The organism is Streptomyces sp. CS113 (assembly GCF_002188365.1).
GTDB lineage: Bacteria > Actinomycetota > Actinomycetes > Streptomycetales > Streptomycetaceae > Streptomyces > Streptomyces tendae.
Genome location: NZ_KZ195574.1, coordinates 4,877,356 through 4,895,201 on the forward strand (window position 1 = coordinate 4,877,356; position 17,846 = coordinate 4,895,201).

Genomic DNA, 17,846 nt, shown 5'->3' on the forward strand with positions numbered 1-17,846 from the left:
TTCGCCAAATCATGCAAGCATGCTTGATTGTTAATCCCCGCCCTGCCATGCTCCTCCCCACACCGCCCCGCACACCGCCGTGCCCGAGGGGAGCGCCCCGTGTCCGACCCGACGCCCGTGATCGACGACCTGCGCGAGGAGAGCGAGGAACTCGACGCGCTGGTGACCAAGTTGACTCCCGAGGAGTGGCGGCTGGCCACCCCGGCGCCCGGCTGGACGATCGCCCACCAGATCGCGCACCTGAACTGGACCGACCGGGCCGCCCTGGTCGCCGTCACCGACGAGGACGGGTTCAAGGGGCTGATCGAACAGGCCCTCGCCGCACCCGACCGGTACGTCGACGACGGCGCCGAGGAGGGGGCGGCGCAGGACCCCGCCGCGCTGCTGTCCGCCTGGCGGCACGACCGCACCGCGCTCGACGAGGCACTGCGCGCCGCCGCCCCCGGTGCACGCTTCCCCTGGTACGGCCCGCCCATGGCCACCGCCTCCATGGCCACCGCCCGCCTGATGGAGACGTGGGCCCACGGGCTCGACATCGCGGCGGCCCTCGGCGTGTCCCGACCGCCCACCGACCGCCTGCGCCATGTCGCCCGCATCGGCGTCCGCGCCCGGGACTTCGCCTACGCCGCCCACGGGCTCACCCCGCCCGCGGAGCAGTTCCGCGTCGAACTCACCGGCCCCGGCGGCGACCTGTGGACGTACGGCCCCGAGGACGCCCCCCAGCGCGTGACCGGCCCCGCGTTCGACTTCTGCCTCCTCGCCACCCAGCGCGCCCACCGCACCGACCTCGCCCTCACCGCCGAGGGCCCGGACGCCGACCGCTGGCTGGACATCGCCCAGGCCTTCGCCGGACCGCCGGGAGCCGGACGCCCGCCGGGAGCCGGACGCCCGCCGGGAGCCGGACGCCCGCCGGGAGCCGGACGCCCGCCGAAGGGGGAGGCCCGGTGAGCGTGCTCCGCGTCGGCAACGCCTCCGGCTTCTACGGCGACCGCTTCTCCGCCATGCGCGAGATGCTCACCGGCGGCGAGCTGGACGTCCTCACCGGTGACTACCTCGCCGAGCTGACCATGCTCATCCTCGGCCGCGACCGGCTGAAGGACCCGGAGGGCGGGTACGCCCGCACCTTCCTGCGGCAGTTGGAGGAGTGCCTCGGCCTCGCCCACGAGCGGGGAGTGCGCATCGTCGCCAACGCGGGCGGCCTCAACCCGGCCGGACTCGCCGACGCCGTACGGGCACTGGCCGACCGCCTCGGCCTCCCCGTCCGCGTCGCACACGTCGAGGGCGACGACCTCGGCGCCGCCCACCCGGGAGCGCTGGCCGCGCACGCCTACCTCGGCGGCTTCGGCATCGCCGCGTGCCTGCGGGCCGGCGCGGACGTGGTCGTCACGGGCCGCGTCACCGACGCCGCTCTGGTCACCGGGCCCGCCGCCGCGCACTTCGGCTGGGGGCCGACGGAGTACGACCGGCTCGCGGGCGCGGTCGTCGCCGGGCACCTGCTGGAGTGCGGGGCGCAGGCGACCGGCGGCAACTACGCCTTCTTCCGGGACGGCGACGTACGGCGCCCCGGCTTCCCGCTCGCCGAACTGCACGCCGACGGCACCTCGGTCGTCACCAAGCACGACGGCACCGGCGGTTTCGTCGACGTCGGCACGGTCACCGCCCAGCTGCTGTACGAGACGGGCGGCGCCCGGTACGCCGGACCCGACGTCACCGCCCGGCTGGACACCGTACGGCTCGGCCAGGAGGGCCCCGACCGCGTCCGGGTCGAGGGCGTGCGCGGCGAGGCACCGCCGCCCACCCTCAAGGTCGGCCTCAACCGCCTCGGCGGCTTCCGCAACGAGGTCGCCTTCGTCCTCACCGGCCTGGACGTCGAGGCCAAGGCCGACCTGGTCCGGGCGCAGATGGAACCGGCCCTCGGCAAGATCGCCGACGTCCGCTGGGACCTGGTCCGCACCGACCGGCCCGACGCCCCCACCGAGGAGACGGCCAGCGCCCTGCTGCGGCTCGTCGTCCGGGACGCCGACCAGCAGGTGGTGGGGAGGGCGTTGAGCGGCGCGGCGATCGAACTCGCCCTCGCCGGCTACCCCGGGTTCCATGTGCTCGCACCCCCCGGGAAGGGCGCGCCCTACGGGGTCTTCGAGGATGTGTACGTCCCCCATGGGGCCGTGGACCATGTGGCCGTCCTCCATGACGGGCGGCGCGTGAGTGTGCCACCACCACGGCCACCGGCCCAGGACAGCGTCGTACCCGCACATGTGCCGGAACCACCCCTGCCGCAGCCGCTCCCGCCCGGCCCCGTCCGCCGCGCCCCCCTCGGCCTCGTCGCCGGTGCGCGCAGCGGCGACAAGGGCGGCGACGCCAACGTCGGCGTGTGGGCGCGGACCGACGACGCCTGGCGCTGGCTCGCCCACGAGCTGACCGCCGACCGGTTCCGCGAGCTGATCCCCGAGGCCCGCGACCTGCCCGTCACCCGGCACCAGCTGCCGAACCTGCGCGCCCTCAACTTCGTCGTCGAGGGCATCCTCGGCGAGGGCGTCGCCGCGCAGGCCCGCTTCGACCCGCAGGCCAAGGCGCTCGGCGAATGGCTGCGCGCCCGGCACCTGGACATCCCGGAGAGCCTGCTGTGACCGCCCCGCCGTACACCCCCGCCCCGGAGGTACTGCCGTGACCGTCCTCGCCTCCGCCCTGGACCCCACCGACGCCGACCACCGCGCGCACCGCGCGGCCATGCTCGCCAAACTCGCCGACCTGGACGCCGAACACGCCAAGGCCCTCGCGGGCGGCGGCGAGAAGTACGTCGCCCGGCACCGCAAGCGCGGCAAGCTCCTCGCCCGCGAGCGCATCGAACTGCTCCTCGACCCCGACACGCCCTTCCTGGAGCTGTCGCCGCTCGCGGCCTGGGGCAGCGAGTCCCCCGGATACACCGTCGGCGCCTCCCTCGTCACCGGCATCGGCGTCGTCGAGGGCGTCGAGTGCCTGATCACCGCCAACGACCCGACCGTGCGCGGCGGCGCCAGCAACCCCTGGTCGCTGAAGAAGGCCCTGCGCGCCAACGACATCGCCCTCGCCAACCGGCTGCCCTGCATCAGCCTCGTCGAGTCCGGGGGCGCCGACCTGCCCTCCCAGAAGGAGATCTTCATCCCCGGCGGAGCGATCTTCCGCGACCTCACCCGGCTGTCGGCGGCCGGCATCCCGACCATCGCGGTCGTCTTCGGCAACTCGACCGCCGGGGGCGCCTACATCCCCGGCATGTCCGACCACGTGATCATGGTCAAGGAGCGGGCCAAGGTGTTCCTCGGCGGGCCGCCGCTGGTGAAGATGGCCACCGGCGAGGAGAGCGACGACGAGTCGCTGGGCGGCGCCGAGATGCACGCCCGCACCTCCGGCCTCGCCGACCACTTCGCCGTCGACGAGCCCGACGCCCTGCGCCAGGCCCGCCGCGTCGTCGCGCGCCTGAACCACCGCAAGGCCTACGCCGATCCGCCGCTCGCCGAGCCGCCCAAGTACGACCCCGAGGAACTCCTCGGCATCGTCCCCGGCGACCTGCGCACGCCCTTCGACCCGCGCGAGGTGATCGCCCGGATCGTCGACGCCTCCGACTTCGACGAGTTCAAGCCCCTGTACGGGACGAGCCTGACCACCGGCTGGGCGAGCCTGCACGGCTACCCGGTCGGCATCCTCGCCAACGCCCAAGGGGTCCTGTTCAGCCAGGAGTCGCAGAAGGCGGCCCAGTTCATCCAGCTCGCCAACCAGCGCGACATCCCGCTGCTCTTCCTCCACAACACCACCGGCTACATGGTCGGCAGGGAGTACGAGCAGGGCGGCATCATCAAGCACGGCGCCATGATGATCAACGCGGTCTCCAACTCCCGCGTCCCCCACCTGTCCGTCCTCCTGGGCGCCTCCTACGGCGCCGGGCACTACGGCATGTGCGGCCGCGCCTACGACCCCCGCTTCCTCTTCGCCTGGCCCAGCGCCAAGTCCGCCGTCATGGGCCCCCAGCAGCTCGCCGGCGTCCTGTCCATCGTCGCCCGCCAGTCCGCCGCCGCGAAGGGGCAGCCGTACGACGACGAGGGCGACGCCGCCCTGCGCGCCATGGTCGAGCAGCAGATCGAGTCCGAGTCGCTGCCCATGTTCCTGTCCGGGCGGCTCTACGACGACGGCGTCATCGACCCGCGCGACACCCGCACCGTCCTCGGCCTGTGCCTGTCCGCCGTGCACACCGCCCCCTACGAGGGCGCGCGCGGCGGCTTCGGCGTCTTCCGGATGTGAGGAACCACGTGATTGCTTCCGTACTGGTCGCCAACCGGGGCGAGATCGCCTGCCGCGTCTTCCATACCTGCCGCGAGGCGGGCATCCGCACCGTCGCCGTGCACTCGGACGCCGACGCGAACGCCCTCCACACGCGCGTGGCCGACGCCGCCGTACGCCTGCCGGGGTCGACGCCCGCCGAGACCTATCTGCGCGGCGAGGCGATCGTGAAGGCCGCCCTCGCCGCCGGAGCCGACGCCGTCCACCCCGGCTACGGCTTCCTCTCCGAGAACGCCGGCTTCGCGCGCGCCGTGCGGGACGCGGGGCTGGTGTGGATCGGACCGCCGCCCGAGGCCATCGAGGCGATGGCGTCCAAGACCCGCGCCAAGGAACTGCTGGGCATCGCGCCGCTCACCGACGTCACCGAGGCCGACCTGCCGGTGCTGGTGAAGGCGGCGGCGGGCGGCGGCGGACGCGGCATGCGCGTCGTACGGGACCTCGCCGACCTCGACGCCGCACTGACCGCCGCCCGCGCGGAGGCCACGAGCGCCTTCGGCGACGGCGAGGTCTTCGCCGAGCCCTACCTGGAGAACGGCCGCCACGTCGAGGTGCAGATCCTCGCCGACACCCACGGCACGGTGTGGGCGCTCGGCACCCGCGACTGCTCCCTTCAGCGCCGCCACCAGAAGGTGATCGAGGAGGCCCCGGCGCCCGGCCTGGCCCCCGAACTCACCGCCGAACTCCACGACCTCGCCGTACGCGCCGCCCGCGCCGTCGACTACGTCGGCGCCGGAACCGTCGAGTTCCTCGTCGCCGACGGCACCGCGCACTTCCTGGAGATGAACACCCGCCTCCAGGTCGAACACCCGGTCACGGAGGCGGTCTTCGGCATCGACCTCGTCGCCCTCCAGCTCCGCGTCGCCGAAGGACACGCCCTCGAGAGCGACCCTCCACGCGCGCGCGGACACGCCGTCGAGGCCCGCCTGTACGCCGAGGACCCGGCCCACGGCTGGGCCCCGCAGACCGGCCGCCTGCACCGCCTCGCCGTCCCGGACGGCATCCGCCTGGACACCGGCTACACCGACGGCGACGACATCGGCGTCCACTACGACGCGATGCTCGCCAAGGCGGTCGCCCACGCGCCCACGCGCGCGGAAGCCGTCCGCCGCCTCGCCGGTGCCCTGGAACGGGCGGCGGTCCACGGCCCGGCCACCAACCGCGACCTGCTCGTCCGCTCCCTGCGCCACGAGGAGTTCACCTCCGGCCACATGGACACGGGCTTCTACGACCGCCACCTGGCCGACCTGACGCGGCCCGCCCCCGACCCCCTCGCCCCGCTCGCCGCCGCCCTGTCCGACGCGGCCGTCCACGGGGGCCGCTTCGGCGGCTGGCGCAACCTGCCCTCGCAACCGCAGGTCAGGCGCTACGCCGTGGCGGGCGAGGAACACGAGGTCCGCTACCACCACACCCGCACCGGCCTCACCGCCGAGGGCGTCCGTGTCGTCCAGGCCGGCCCCGACCGGGTCGTCCTCGAAACGGACGGCGTGCAACGCCCCTTCGACATCGCCCGCTACGGCGACCAGATCCACGTCAACGCCACACGTCTCACCGCCCTGCCCCGCTTCCCCGACCCCACCACCCAGCACGCCCCCGGCTCCCTCCTGGCCCCCATGCCGGGCACGGTCGTCCGCGTCGCGGAGGGCCTGACCGAGGGCACCACCGTCCAGGCGGGCCAGCCCTTGCTGTGGCTGGAGGCCATGAAGATGGAACACCGGATCACGGCCCCCGCCACGGGAACACTCACCGCGCTGAACGCCGAGCCGGGCAGGCAAGTGGAGGTCGGCGCCCTCTTGGCCGTAGTGGAGGGAGACGCCGGTCAGGGGGCGGGGCTGCATTGAATATGCGGCTCCGCCGCGTGAGCGCGAGTAACCACGACGAAGTCCGCACCCGAAGGAGCACAGAGATGACCCCCCTCCTCGAATCCGAAGAGCACAAGTCCCTCCGCGAAGCGGTCGCGGCCTTCGCCACCACCCACCCCCACACCACCAACGCCGAGGACAACACCCGCCTCTGGCAAGCCGCGGCCAAGCTCGGCTACATCGGCGTCAACCTGCCGGAGGCATACGGCGGAGGAGGTGCCGGCATCACCGAACTCTCCCTCGTCCTCGAGGAGCTGGGCGCCGCCGGCAACCCGCTGCTCATGATGATCGTCTCTCCGGCGATCTGCGGCACCGTCATCGCCCGCTTCGGCACCGAGGAGCAGAAGTGCGAGTGGCTCCCGCCCCTCGCCGACGGCACCCGCCTCATGGCCTTCGGCATCACCGAACCCGACGCCGGCTCCAACAGCCACCGCATCACCACCACCGCCCGCCGCGACGCGGCCACGGGCGACTGGATCCTCACCGGCCGCAAGGTCTTCGTCTCCGGCGTCGACCTCGCCGACGCCACCCTGATCGTCGGCCGCACCGAAGACGCCCGCACCGGCAAACTCAAGCCCTGCCTGTTCATCGTCCCCCGCGACACCCCCGGCTTCGAGCGCCGCCCCATCGACATGGAACTCAACGCCGTGGAGCGGCAGTTCGAGCTGACCCTCGACGACGTACGGCTGCCCGCCGACGCCCTGGTCGGCGACGAGGACGCGGGCCTCCTCCAGCTCTTCGCCGGCCTCAACCCCGAGCGCGTGATGACGGCCGCCTTCGCGATCGGCATGGGCCGCCACGCCCTCGCCAAGGCGGTCGAGTACGCCCGCGAACGCACCGTCTGGAGGACCCCCATCGGCGCCCACCAGGCCATCGCACACCCCCTCGCCCAGGCGCACATCGACCTCGAACTGGCCCGTCTGATGATGCAGAAGGCGGCCCACCTCTACGACGCGGGCGACGACGTGGGCGCGGGCGAGGCCGCCAACATGGCCAAGTACGCGGCCGGGGAGGCCTGTGTGAAGGCCGTCGACCAGGCCGTGCACACCCTCGGCGGCAACGGCCTCACCCGCGAGTTCGGGCTGGCCCGGCTGATAACGGCCTCGCGCGTGGCCCGGATCGCCCCCGTGAGCCGGGAGATGATCCTCAACTACGTCTCCCACCAGACCCTGGGCCTGCCCAAGTCGTACTAGGCCAGTACTAGGCCCGTACGAGGCCGCTATCCAGCCCGCGTTGGAGGAACCGTGTTCCGCAGCGAGTACGCAGACGTCCAGCCCGTCGACCTGCCCATCCACGACGCCGTGCTCGGCGGGGCCGCCGCCTTCGGGAGCACCCCGGCGCTGATCGACGGCACCGACGGCACCACCCTGACCTACGAGCAGGTGGACCGGTTCCACCGGCGCGTCGCCGCCGCCCTCGCCGAGACCGGCGTACGCAAGGGCGACGTCCTCGCCCTGCACAGCCCCAACACCGTCGCCTTCCCACTGGCCTTCTACGCCGCCACCCGCGCGGGCGCCTCCGTCACCACCGTGCACCCGCTCGCCACCGCCGAGGAGTTCGCCAAGCAGCTGAAGGACAGCGCGGCCCGCTGGATCGTCACCGTCTCGCCGCTGCTGTCCACCGCCCGCCGGGCCGCCGAACTCGCGGGCGGCGTCCAGGAGATCCTGGTCTGCGACAGCGCGCCCGGCCACCGCTCACTCGTCGACATGCTGGCCTCGACCGCGCCCGAACCGGCCGTCGCGATCGACCCGGCCGAGGACGTCGCCGCCCTGCCGTACTCCTCGGGCACCACCGGCACCCCCAAGGGCGTCATGCTCACCCACCGGCAGATCGCCACCAACCTCGCCCAGCTCGAACCGTCGATGCCGTCCGCGCCCGGCGACCGCGTCCTCGCCGTACTGCCGTTCTTCCACATCTACGGCCTGACCGCGCTGATGAACGCCCCGCTCCGGCTCGGCGCCACCGTCGTGGTCCTGCCCCGCTTCGACCTGGAGCAGTTCCTCGCCGCCATCCAGAACCACCGCATCACCAGCCTGTACGTCGCCCCGCCGATCGTGCTGGCCCTCGCCAAGCACCCCCTGGTCGCCGACTACGACCTCTCCTCGCTGAAATACGTCGTCAGCGCCGCCGCCCCGCTGGACGCGCGCCTCGCCGCCGCCTGCTCGCGGCGGCTCGGCCTGCCGCCCGTCGGCCAGGCCTACGGCATGACGGAACTGTCCCCGGGCACCCACGTCGTCCCGCTGGACGCCATGACCGACGCGCCGCCCGGCACCGTCGGCAAGCTGATCGCCGGTACCGAGATGCGCATCGTCTCCCTCACCGACCCCGGCAAGGACCTGCCCGCCGACGAGTCCGGGGAGATCCTCATCCGCGGCCCCCAGATCATGAAGGGCTACCTGGGCCGGCCCGACGCCACCGCCGCCATGATCGACGGCGACGGCTGGCTGCACACCGGAGACGTCGGGCACGTCGACGCCGACGGCTGGCTGTTCGTCGTCGACCGGGTCAAGGAACTGATCAAGTACAAGGGCTTCCAGGTGGCCCCCGCCGAACTCGAGGCCCTCCTGCTCACCCACCCCGGCGTCGCCGACACGGCCGTCATCGGCGAGTACAACGACGACGGCAACGAAGTGCCGCACGCCTTCGTCGTACGCCAGCCGGCCGCACCCGGCCTCGCGGAGGGCGAGATCATGATGTACGTCGCCGAACGCGTCGCCCCCTACAAACGCGTCCGCAAGGTCACCTTCGTCGACGCCGTCCCGCGCGCCGCGTCCGGCAAGATCCTGCGCCGCGAGCTGAAGGAGCGGCCGTGACCCCGACCGCCCACGTCGACCGCACGCGCGCGCGGGGCGTCGAGACCCTCACCCTCGACTCCCCGCACAACCGCAACGCCCTGTCCGCCGCCCTCGTCGACGGCCTGGCCGCCGCCCTCACCGCGGCGGGCGGCGACCCCGGCGTCCGCGCGGTCGTCCTCACCCACACCGGCACCACCTTCAGCGCCGGCGCCGACCTGCGCGACCCGCCCGACCCGGACGCCCTGGTCGGTCTCTTCCGGCGGATCATCGAGCTGCCGAAACCGGTGATCGCCCGGGTCGCCGGGCACGTCCGCGCCGGCGGCCTCGGCCTGGTCGCCGCCTGCGACATCGCCGCGGCGTCCACCGAGTCGACCTTCGCCTTCACCGAGGTCCGCATCGGCGTGGCACCCGCCGTGATCTCCCTGACCCTGCTGCCCCGCGCCGACCCCCGCGCCCTCGCCCGCTACTACCTCACCGGCGAGCGCTTCGACGCCGCCGAGGCCGCCCGGACCGGCCTGGTCACGACGGCAGGCGACGACGTGGACGCCGTACTGGAACCCGTCCTCGACGGTGTGCGCCGTGCCGCACCGCAGGGTCTGGCCGAGACGAAACGGCTGCTCACGGCTAGGGTGCTGGAGGCCTTCGACCGGGACGCGGCCGACCTGACCGCGCTCTCGGCCCGACTGTTCGCCTCCCCGCAGGCCCGCGAGGGGATGACGGCCTTCCTCGAACGACGGGATCCGGAATGGGCGGTGTGAGCGGCGCCGTGGGCGCGGCCGAGCGTGCGGAGCGCGTCCCCAAGCAGGACCGCAGCCGGGCCACCCGGCAGCGGCTCCTGGAAGCCGCCGTGGCCTGCCTCGCCGAACGCGGCTGGGCCGGGTCCACCGTCTCCGTCGTCGCCGAGCACGCCGGAGTCTCCCGCGGCGCCGCCCAGCACCACTTCCCGACCCGCGAGGACCTCTTCACGGCGGCCGTCGAGTACGTCGCCGAGGAGCGCTCCGTGGCGCTGCGCGCCCTGTTCCCCGAGGGGGCCGCCGCCGACGACCGGCGCGCGGTGGTCGCCGCCCTCGTCGACCTCTACACCGGCCCGCTCTTCCGTGCCGCCCTGCACCTGTGGGTGGCCGCCTCCAACGAGGAGCAGCTGCGCGGCCGGGTCACCGAGCTGGAGGCCCGCGTCGGCCGCGAGAGCCACCGCATCGCCGTCGACCTCCTGGGCGCCGACGAAACCCGCCCCGGCGCCCGCGAAACGGTCCAGGGCCTCCTCGACATGGCCCGCGGCCTGGGCCTGGCCAACCTCCTCACCGACGACGGGGCACGGCGGGAGAGGGTGGTGGAGCAGTGGGCGCGGCTGCTGGACGCGGCGCTGGCGCGGTGACCGGCGTCCGGCACCGGGGCACTGTCGGTGCCTGCCGCTACCGTCTCGGCCATGGGTGACTACTTCCAGACGATCGTCGACCTCGACGCCGACGAGGCGGGGGCGGCGGAACTCGCCGAGCGCGCGGTCGCGTGGCTGGTGAGCGAGGGTATCGTCCTCGCCGACCGTGAGGTCTGCGTCCTTGGGCAGCCCCTCGGACACCCGCCCGGACCCCACTGGAGCCGGGCGGTGGCCGACGACGACCCTGACGGGGAACCGTTCGACGGGCTCGCCGTGCACACCGGCCCCACCGTCTTCGACAGCGGCCAGGACGAGCCCGAGGCCGTCACCTGCCCCCGCTGCCGGACCACCACGGACCTGTCGGACGAGGGCGAGGAGGAAGACGAGGGGGAGGGCGTCTGGCCCCGCTTCTCGGAGGCGATCACCGACTGGCAGGACACCGGGCACGCCGACGTGACCTGTCCCGCCTGCGCCCGCGACGTCCCGCTGAGCGAGTGGCTCTGGACCGACGACCGGCTGGCGGTCGGCCGTCTCGGCCTGGAGTTCTGGAACTGGCCCGAACTCGGCGACGACTTCCGGGCCCGTCTGGCCGCCGTCCTCGACGGCCACCGCACGGCGTACCTCTGGGGCAAGTTGTAGGCGCGGCGCCGGAACCCGTCACGGGCTCAGCCGCTCCACCCGCCAGCCCCCGCCGCTCTCCGCCACGTACCGCAGCCGGTCGTGCAGCCGGTTCTCCCGGCCCTGCCAGAACTCCACCGCCTCCGGCACCACCCGGAACCCGCCCCAGTGCGGCGGCACCGGCACCTGCTCGCCCTCCGGATAGCGCGCGGCCAGCTCCGCGTACGCAGCGTCCAGCGCACGGCGGTCCGCCACCACCGAGGACTGGACGCTCGCCCAGGCGCCCAGCTGGGAGCCGTGCGGCCGGGTCCGGAAGTACGCGGCGGTCTCGTCCCGCCCGGTGCGGCGGGCGACGCCCGTGACCACGACCTGCCGGGCCATCGGATGCCAGGGGAACAGCAGTGAGACGTACGGGTTCGCGTCCAGCTCGCGCGCCTTGCGGGAGTCGTAGTTGGTGTAGAAGACGAACCCCTGCTCGTCGAAGTGCTTGAGCAGCACCGTGCGGGAGCTGGGCCGCCCCTCCGCGTCCGCCGTGGAGACCACCATGGCGTTCGGCTCGAACAGCCCGCCGTCGGTCGCGGCCTGCTTGAACCAGCGCGCGAACTGCTCGACGGGCGTCGCGGCCAGCCCGGTCTCGGACAGTCCCTCGGCCCGGTACTGCTTGCGCATCGAGGCGAGATCGAAGGGCACCGGGTCGGCGGCGGGGACGGCGGAATCGGCTTCGCGATCGGTCACGCCGCCCATCCTGCCGCATCCGCTCCGCCACCCGGCCGGGGGTGGCACCCAGTGCCGCACCCACTCCCCAAACGTGGCACCCGGGGATATGGTTCTTGGTCCCGCTCCGGCCGGATGACCGACGGCCGTACGGGGCATCACAGGGGTGACCGCCGGGACCGCGAGTCGGGGACACGACCGTGGATCCATGGAGGCGCCGCACCGTCTCCGCCCAGGTCGCCGTACACCACTGATCACGAGGAGCCGCCTGATGTCCGACTTCGTACCCGGGCTAGAGGGAGTCGTCGCGTTCGAGACGGAGATCGCCGAACCCGACAAGGAGGGCGGCGCCCTTCGCTACCGCGGCGTCGACATCGAGGACCTGGTCGGCCACGTATCCTTCGGCAACGTCTGGGGCCTGCTCGTCGACGGAGCCTTCAACCCCGGTCTGCCGCCCGCCGAGCCCTTCCCCATCCCCGTGCACTCCGGCGACATCAGGGTCGACGTCCAGTCCGCCCTCGCCATGCTCGCCCCCGCCTGGGGCCTCAAACCGCTGCTGGACATCGACGCCGCCCAGGCCCGCGACGACCTCGCCCGCGCCGCCGTCATGGCCCTGTCCTACGTCGCCCAGTCCGCGCGCGGCCAGAGCCTGCCCATGGTCCCGCAGCGCGAGATCGACAAGGCGCAGTCGGTCGTCGAACGCTTCATGATCCGCTGGCGCGGTGAGCCCGACCCCAAGCACGTCGCCGCCGTCGACGCCTACTGGACCTCCGCGGCCGAGCACGGCATGAACGCCTCCACCTTTACCGCCCGCGTCATCGCCTCCACCGGCGCGGACGTCGCCGCCGCCCTCTCCGGGGCCGTGGGCGCCATGTCAGGACCGCTGCACGGCGGCGCCCCCTCGCGCGTCCTGCACATGATCGAGGAGATCGAGCGCACCGGCGACGCCGAGGCCTACGTCAAGAAGACCCTCGACGCGGGCGAACGCCTCATGGGCTTCGGCCACCGCGTCTACCGCGCCGAGGACCCGCGCGCCCGCGTCCTGCGCCGCACCGCCCGCGAACTGGGCGCCCCGCGCTACGAGGTCGCCGAGGCCCTGGAGAAGGCCGCCCTCGCCGAGCTGCACGCGCGCCGCCCCGACCGGGTGCTGGCCACCAACGTCGAGTTCTGGGCCGCCATCATGCTGGACTTCGCGGAGGTCCCGGCCCCCATGTTCACCTCGATGTTCACCTGCGCCCGCACCGCCGGCTGGTCCGCGCACATCCTGGAGCAGAAGCGCACCGGCCGCCTGGTCCGCCCCTCCGCCCGCTACGTGGGCCCGGGCACCCGCGACCCGCGCGAGATCGAGGGCTACGCCGACATCGCGGGCTGACCGTCCCTGAAACGCAGGCGACCCGCGAGTCTGGTTCCTCCGTGGAGGAGCCGGCCGGACGTACCGGCGACTCGCGGGTCGGGTGACTGCTTGGGATTGGGCCGGCTGCACGCGTCTGTCACGCGCTGGTCCGGCGCCGCACTCCGTGTGGTGCCGGGCCGCTAGCCCGCAGCCACCTCACGCGTCCGGATGTCATACATCTGCCGAACCACCTCCCTTCTGTGTACGGACCACCCTAAGAACCGGTCGGCCGCCGATCAATCGAATTTACGGATGGATTCGTCGTCGATCTTCCATGGACGCGTCTTCGCTGCTCACCTACGGTTTCGCCCATGACGAAACGAGTGGGGGAGCCGCCGGTCAGGCGGGCGGTGGTCAGCGGGTCGGCCTTCGAGGAGCGGATCGGGTACGCCCGGGCCGTCGTCGACGGGGACCGGGTGCACGTGTCGGGGACGACCGGGTTCGACTACGCGTCGATGACGATCTCCGGGGACGTGGTGGAGCAGGCCGAGCAGTGCCTGCGGAACATCGGCGCCGCGCTGGCCGAGGCGGGGTGCACGTTCGCGGACGTGGTGCGGGTGCGCTACCTGCTGCCCGCGCGGGAGGACTTCGAGCCGTGCTGGCCCGTGCTGCGGCGGACGTTCGAACCGGTGCGGCCGGCCGCGACGATGATGGTGTGCGGGCTCGCGGACGAGCGGATGCGCATCGAGATCGAGGTGGACGCGCGGCGCGGCACGGTCGCGGCCGGTCCCGGCTCGGCGCTGCGGATCGGGTCGGTGGACGGGGACGCCATGGTGGAGGAGTGGCGGCACGTGCACAACGTGATCGTGCCGCCGGCCGCCATGACCCCCGACGAGGCCCGGGACCGCGCCGGCCGCAACCGCCTGGCCAACGCCTACCTCGGGGACGTCCTCGTCGGCTGCTCCACCGTGCGGCCGCCCGCGGGCGGGGAGCGGGTGGCGACCGTGATCGCGCGGGTGCTGCCGGCGTACCGGGGACGCGGGATCGGCACGGCGCTCTACGAGGAGGGGCTCGCGCACGCGCGCGAACTGGACGCCGGGGCGGTGGAGACCGTGGTGCTGGCGGCCAACGCCGACGGGTTGCGGTTCGCCGCGGCGCGTGGGTTCGTGGAGAAGGAGCGGTACGTGCTCGACGGCGAGCGCGACGAGTGGGTCGACCTGAGGCTCGCCGCCACCGCGGCCTGATCCGTCCTGCCCCGTCATGACAGGGGCGTATGCCGAGTTTCCGCAGTACAACGATTTCCGCGAACTTGCGGGAACCCGGTGTGTGCTGCATCACGTTCGAGTTGAATGAAGGCCAGTGAGCGAACCGACGTACGGTACGGCGGACGCAGCCTGCAGGGGGTCCAGGTGAGTGCTTCGCGGCGGAGTGGGACCACCGACGAGCTGGGTCCGGACGAGCCGGAGCAGCCCGAGCGGGACGGCGCGGACCTGCTGGCCGCGCTCCTCGACGGCATGGACGCGGCCCTGTGCGCCTTCGACGCGGACGGCGTCGTGACCCATTGGAACCGCGAGGCGGAGCGGATCCTGGGCTGGAGCGCGGCCGAGGCCGTGGGACGGCACGGCTTCGCCGGGTGGGCCGTGCGCAGCGCGGACGCCGGGGAGGTGGAGGACCGGCTGCTGTCGGCCATGGGGGCACCGGGACGCCAGGTGCACGAGTTCGCCCTGCTGACCAAGGACGGCGGCCGGGTCCTGGTGCGCACCCAGTCCGCGTCGGTGCGCGGTCCCGACGGCAGGCCCGCCGGGGTGTACTGCGCGTTCAGCGAGGTGCACGCGCAGATCGACCTGGAGCGGTCCATCGCGCTGAGCGAGGCCCTGCTGGAGGACGCCAGCTGGGGTGTCGTCCTGGTCGACGCGGACCTGCGGCCCGCCGTCGTCAACGCGCACGCGGCACGGGCGCTCGGCGCCGGGCGCACCTCCGTCCTGGGGCGGCCGCTCGGCGATCTGCTCGCCCAGGGCGTCGAGGAGCTGGAGAACGCACTGACGCACGTCCTGGCCGAGGGCGCGCCGCCCGGGCCCGCCGAGGTGTGGGTGAGCCTGCGTACGCCGGAGGGCGAGCGCCGCCGGTGCTGGCGCAGCGGGTTCGTGCGGCTGGCCTCGCCGCTCGCGGAGGAGCCGGTGCCGCTGGGCGTCGGCTGGCTCTTCCAGGACGTCACGGAGACGAAGCAGGGCGAGCAGGAGGCGGCGCTGCTGCGCTTCCGGGCCAACCAGCTGCACCGGGCGGCGCGTGCCGCGGCCGAGTGCGAGGACCCGGCGGAGGCCGCGACCGTCCACCTGGACTTCGCGCTGGCCGGGTTCGCCGACCACGCCCTGATCGACCGGGTGGTGGGCGGGGCCGCCTCGGACACCGACGAGGCGGAGCCGGTGCGGCTGGTGCGGGTCGCGGCCACCCCGTCCGGCGCGCCGGGACCCAGCGTGCCGTCCGGGACGTCCGGGATGCCGGTGCGCTACGGCGAGGGGCACCCCGCCGTGCAGTGCGTGGAGCGGGCGGGCTCGGTGCGGGCCAGCGCCGGGGTGCGCGCGGTGCCGGCCGAGCAGGTGCGCCGGTGGGCCACGGCCCGCCAGTGGCCCGAGGACACGGTGCACGGCCTGTGCGCGGTGCTGCGCAGCCGCGGCCGCACGCTCGGCGTCGTCACGTTCCTGCGGGGCGCGGGCCGCAGCGCCTTCGAGCGGCCGGACGCGATGTACGCCGAGGACGTGGCGGTCCGGATCGCGACCGCGCTGGACCTGGCCGACGCGATGGGGCGGTCGTAGCCGCGCCGGCCGGGGTGGGCCCTTGGGCTCAGCGGCGGTAGAAGATGCGGTCCCGGTACTGCTCCAGTACCCGGCCGTTCCATTCGTGGCCGCCGTCCACGTTGCCCGAGCGCAGCAGCGGGGGCTCGATGCCGTGGTCGGCGAGTGCGGCGGCCGCGGTGGCCGTCATGGCCTGCATGAGGGCGCTGGTGACGACCGTGGAGGCGGGCGCGAAGGGCGCCGGGACGGTGTCCAGGGTGAGTTCCGCGTCCCCGACGGCGATCTTGGAGTCCAGTACGACGTCGCAGTGGTCCTTGAGGAACGTCCCGGAGACGTGCCGCGAGGTCGTCTCGGAGGCGTAGGCCACCGAGGTCACGCCGATGACGCGGACCCCGAGGGCGCGGGCGTTCAGGGCCATCTCCACGGGCAGGGCGTTGCGCCCGGAGAGCGAGATGATCACCAGGGCGTCGCCCGCGCGCAGCGGGGAGGAGTCCAGCACGGCGCTCGCGAGGCCGTCGACGCGTTCCAGGGCGGAGCCGAGCGTGGCCGGCATCACGTCGACGCCGACGACGCCGGGTACGGCGAGCAGGTTCATCAGGGCGAGTCCGCCGGCCCGGTACACCACGTCCTGGGCGGCGAGGGAGGAGTGGCCGGCGCCGAAGGCGAAGAGCCGGCCGCCGTCGCGCACGGTGTCGGCGAGCAGCGTGCCGGCCGCCTCGATGCTGTCCGCCTCCTCGTCCCGGACGCGTCGCAGAAGGTCGATCGCCGCGTCGAGGAACTGGCCGGCCGGCTTGTGATCGCTCATGCGGGACCCCTTCGATGTGGCTGCGTCGCGGATCACGGTGCGGTCTGGACCAGCGCGGTGTCAATACGGCGTCACCCCGGCGCGGAGGCCGTGGGCGGACCGCGCCGGGCCCCACTTCTCGCGGCGAGGCACGGTTGTCGGTGGTATGCGTCAGAATTGGTGCAGGGCCAGCGCACGCGCCGGTGGGCCGTAGCCTCCGGCAATCTCACCGAGGGGCATGTATGTCCGGACTGATCGACACCACGGAGATGTACCTCCGCACCATCCTGGAGCTGGAGGAGGAAGGTGTGGTCCCGATGCGCGCCCGGATCGCCGAGCGGCTCGACCAGAGCGGTCCCACGGTCAGCCAGACGGTGGCGCGGATGGAGCGCGACGGGCTGGTGTCCGTGGCGGCGGACCGCCATCTGGAGCTGACCGAGGAGGGCAGGCGGCTGGCCACCCGCGTGATGCGCAAGCACCGGCTCGCCGAGTGTCTGCTCGTCGACGTGATCGGCCTGGAGTGGGAGCAGGTGCACGCGGAGGCGTGTCGCTGGGAGCACGTGATGAGCGAGGCGGTCGAGCGCCGGGTGCTGGAGCTGCTGCGGCACCCGACCGAGTCGCCGTACGGGAACCCGATCCCGGGCCTGGAGGAGCTGGGCGAGACGGACGGGGCCGACCCGTTCCTGGACGAGGGCATGGTGTCCCTGGCCGACCTCGACCCGGGGATCGAGGGCAAGACGGTCGTCGTGCGCCGTATCGGCGAGCCGATCCAGACGGACGCCCAGCTGATGTACACGCTGCGCCGGGCCGGGGTGCAGCCCGGTTCGGTGGTGAGCGTGACCGAGTCGGCGGGCGGCGTGCTGGTGGGCAGCGGTGGCGAGGCCGCCGAGCTGGAGTCGGACACCGCCTCCCACGTGTTCGTCGCCAAGCGCTGATCCGCCCCGGGGGGCCGACGCGCGGGTCCCGTCCGATTCGGGTCCCAGTGGGCCGAATCGCAGCGGTCGGACGCCGCGCGTGCAAGGCTGTGGCGTGAGGCAGAGGACGTGAGGGGCTCTTGGCCGTGGCTGACAGCGATGTCACCCGGGCCGGAGAGGGGGAGGGGCGTGCCGGAGAGACGGAGAGGGCCCCGGCGCCGTGTGGCGCCGGGGCCTGTCCTCCCCTGTGCTGACCTGGAGCCCCGAGCTCTCAAGGTCAATCCCCTCGGACCGTTTTCCCCGAGCGGTCCGCCTCCCGTTGAAGATCTCCCCTGGGCGGCGGCGATCAAT

General features: G+C 73.6%; 15 protein-coding genes. 13 read left to right on the plus strand and 2 right to left on the minus strand.

Going from position 1 to position 17,846, the window contains the following annotated elements:
* Positions 1–99: 99 nt before the first annotated feature.
* From B9W62_RS21805 to B9W62_RS21845, 9 genes are all read left to right on the plus strand, one after another.
* Entirely contained in the window at positions 100–948 is an 849-nt protein-coding gene (locus tag B9W62_RS21805; protein ID WP_087808746.1) for a TIGR03084 family metal-binding protein, read from the plus strand.
* Entirely contained in the window at positions 945–2,627 is a 1,683-nt protein-coding gene (locus B9W62_RS21810) for an acyclic terpene utilization AtuA family protein (RefSeq protein WP_087808747.1), read from the plus strand. Before B9W62_RS21805 ends, B9W62_RS21810 begins: the two co-directional genes overlap by 4 nt.
* A gap of 37 nt (positions 2,628–2,664) precedes the next feature.
* Positions 2,665–4,272 (plus strand): acyl-CoA carboxylase subunit beta, encoded by a 1,608-nt coding sequence (locus B9W62_RS21815; protein ID WP_087808748.1) that lies wholly within the window; start codon positions 2,665–2,667, stop codon positions 4,270–4,272.
* Positions 4,273–4,280: 8 nt separating this feature from the next.
* Positions 4,281–6,149 carry an ATP-binding protein gene (locus tag B9W62_RS21820; RefSeq protein ID WP_087808749.1) on the plus strand — a complete coding sequence of 623 codons (1,869 nt, stop codon included), beginning with the start codon at positions 4,281–4,283 and terminating at the stop codon, positions 6,147–6,149.
* Positions 6,150–6,214: 65 nt separating this feature from the next.
* The gene (locus tag B9W62_RS21825; RefSeq protein WP_087808750.1) at positions 6,215–7,363 is read left to right on the plus strand and encodes an acyl-CoA dehydrogenase family protein; all 1,149 of its coding nucleotides are present in this window, start codon (positions 6,215–6,217) and stop codon (positions 7,361–7,363) included.
* A gap of 51 nt (positions 7,364–7,414) precedes the next feature.
* Positions 7,415–8,983 carry a 4-coumarate--CoA ligase family protein gene (locus B9W62_RS21830; protein ID WP_087808751.1) on the plus strand — a complete coding sequence of 523 codons (1,569 nt, stop codon included), beginning with the start codon at positions 7,415–7,417 and terminating at the stop codon, positions 8,981–8,983.
* On the plus strand, positions 8,980–9,723 hold the full coding sequence (locus B9W62_RS21835; RefSeq protein ID WP_087808752.1) for an enoyl-CoA hydratase family protein: 744 nt from the start codon (positions 8,980–8,982) through the stop codon (positions 9,721–9,723). The genes B9W62_RS21830 and B9W62_RS21835 overlap by 4 nt, the downstream gene beginning before the upstream one ends.
* Positions 9,711–10,340, plus strand: a complete 630-nt coding sequence (locus B9W62_RS21840; RefSeq protein WP_179235601.1) for a TetR/AcrR family transcriptional regulator — start codon at positions 9,711–9,713, stop codon at positions 10,338–10,340. The genes B9W62_RS21835 and B9W62_RS21840 overlap by 13 nt, the downstream gene beginning before the upstream one ends.
* A gap of 51 nt (positions 10,341–10,391) precedes the next feature.
* Positions 10,392–10,979 carry a hypothetical protein gene (locus tag B9W62_RS21845; RefSeq protein WP_179235602.1) on the plus strand — a complete coding sequence of 196 codons (588 nt, stop codon included), beginning with the start codon at positions 10,392–10,394 and terminating at the stop codon, positions 10,977–10,979.
* A gap of 18 nt (positions 10,980–10,997) precedes the next feature.
* Here B9W62_RS21845 and pdxH read toward each other — a convergent pair whose 3' ends face one another.
* Positions 10,998–11,702, minus strand: coding sequence for a pyridoxamine 5'-phosphate oxidase (gene pdxH, locus B9W62_RS21850; protein WP_087808754.1), 705 nt, complete (start codon positions 11,700–11,702; stop codon positions 10,998–11,000).
* Positions 11,703–11,943: 241 nt separating this feature from the next.
* Between pdxH and B9W62_RS21855 the strand changes: the two genes are divergently transcribed.
* From B9W62_RS21855 to B9W62_RS21865, 3 genes are all read left to right on the plus strand, one after another.
* A complete protein-coding gene (locus tag B9W62_RS21855) occupies positions 11,944–13,044 on the plus strand; it encodes a citrate synthase 2 (protein ID WP_030399319.1) in 1,101 nt (366 codons plus the stop codon).
* A 332-nt stretch (positions 13,045–13,376) separates the two neighbouring features.
* The gene (locus B9W62_RS21860) at positions 13,377–14,249 is read left to right on the plus strand and encodes a GNAT family N-acetyltransferase (RefSeq protein WP_087808755.1); all 873 of its coding nucleotides are present in this window, start codon (positions 13,377–13,379) and stop codon (positions 14,247–14,249) included.
* 105 nt (positions 14,250–14,354) lie between these two features.
* Entirely contained in the window at positions 14,355–15,818 is a 1,464-nt protein-coding gene (locus B9W62_RS21865) for a PAS domain-containing protein (protein ID WP_179235603.1), read from the plus strand.
* 28 nt (positions 15,819–15,846) lie between these two features.
* Here the strand turns inward: B9W62_RS21865 and B9W62_RS21870 are convergent, their stop codons facing one another.
* A complete protein-coding gene (locus B9W62_RS21870) occupies positions 15,847–16,602 on the minus strand; it encodes an SIS domain-containing protein (protein WP_087808756.1) in 756 nt (251 codons plus the stop codon).
* 221 nt (positions 16,603–16,823) lie between these two features.
* Here B9W62_RS21870 and B9W62_RS21875 point away from each other — a divergent pair, with 221 nt between their 5' ends.
* On the plus strand, positions 16,824–17,516 hold the full coding sequence (locus B9W62_RS21875; RefSeq protein ID WP_087808757.1) for an iron-dependent transcriptional repressor DtxR: 693 nt from the start codon (positions 16,824–16,826) through the stop codon (positions 17,514–17,516).
* The last annotated feature ends 330 nt before the right edge of the window (positions 17,517–17,846 follow it).

Bases quoted from the DNA above. Each gene is read 5' to 3' on its own strand.
- B9W62_RS21825 (WP_087808750.1), top strand. From the start codon at position 6,215: ATGACCCCCCTCCTCGAATCCGAAGAGCACAAGTCCCTCCGCGAAGCG.
- B9W62_RS21840 (WP_179235601.1), top strand. From the start codon at position 9,711: ATGGGCGGTGTGAGCGGCGCCGTGGGCGCGGCCGAGCGTGCGGAGCGC.
- B9W62_RS21845 (WP_179235602.1), top strand. From the start codon at position 10,392: ATGGGTGACTACTTCCAGACGATCGTCGACCTCGACGCCGACGAGGCG.
- pdxH (WP_087808754.1), bottom strand. From the start codon at position 11,702: ATGGGCGGCGTGACCGATCGCGAAGCCGATTCCGCCGTCCCCGCCGCC.
- B9W62_RS21855 (WP_030399319.1), top strand. From the start codon at position 11,944: ATGTCCGACTTCGTACCCGGGCTAGAGGGAGTCGTCGCGTTCGAGACG.
- B9W62_RS21860 (WP_087808755.1), top strand. From the start codon at position 13,377: ATGACGAAACGAGTGGGGGAGCCGCCGGTCAGGCGGGCGGTGGTCAGC.
- B9W62_RS21865 (WP_179235603.1), top strand. From the start codon at position 14,355: ATGAAGGCCAGTGAGCGAACCGACGTACGGTACGGCGGACGCAGCCTG.
- B9W62_RS21870 (WP_087808756.1), bottom strand. From the start codon at position 16,602: ATGAGCGATCACAAGCCGGCCGGCCAGTTCCTCGACGCGGCGATCGAC.
- B9W62_RS21875 (WP_087808757.1), top strand. From the start codon at position 16,824: ATGTCCGGACTGATCGACACCACGGAGATGTACCTCCGCACCATCCTG.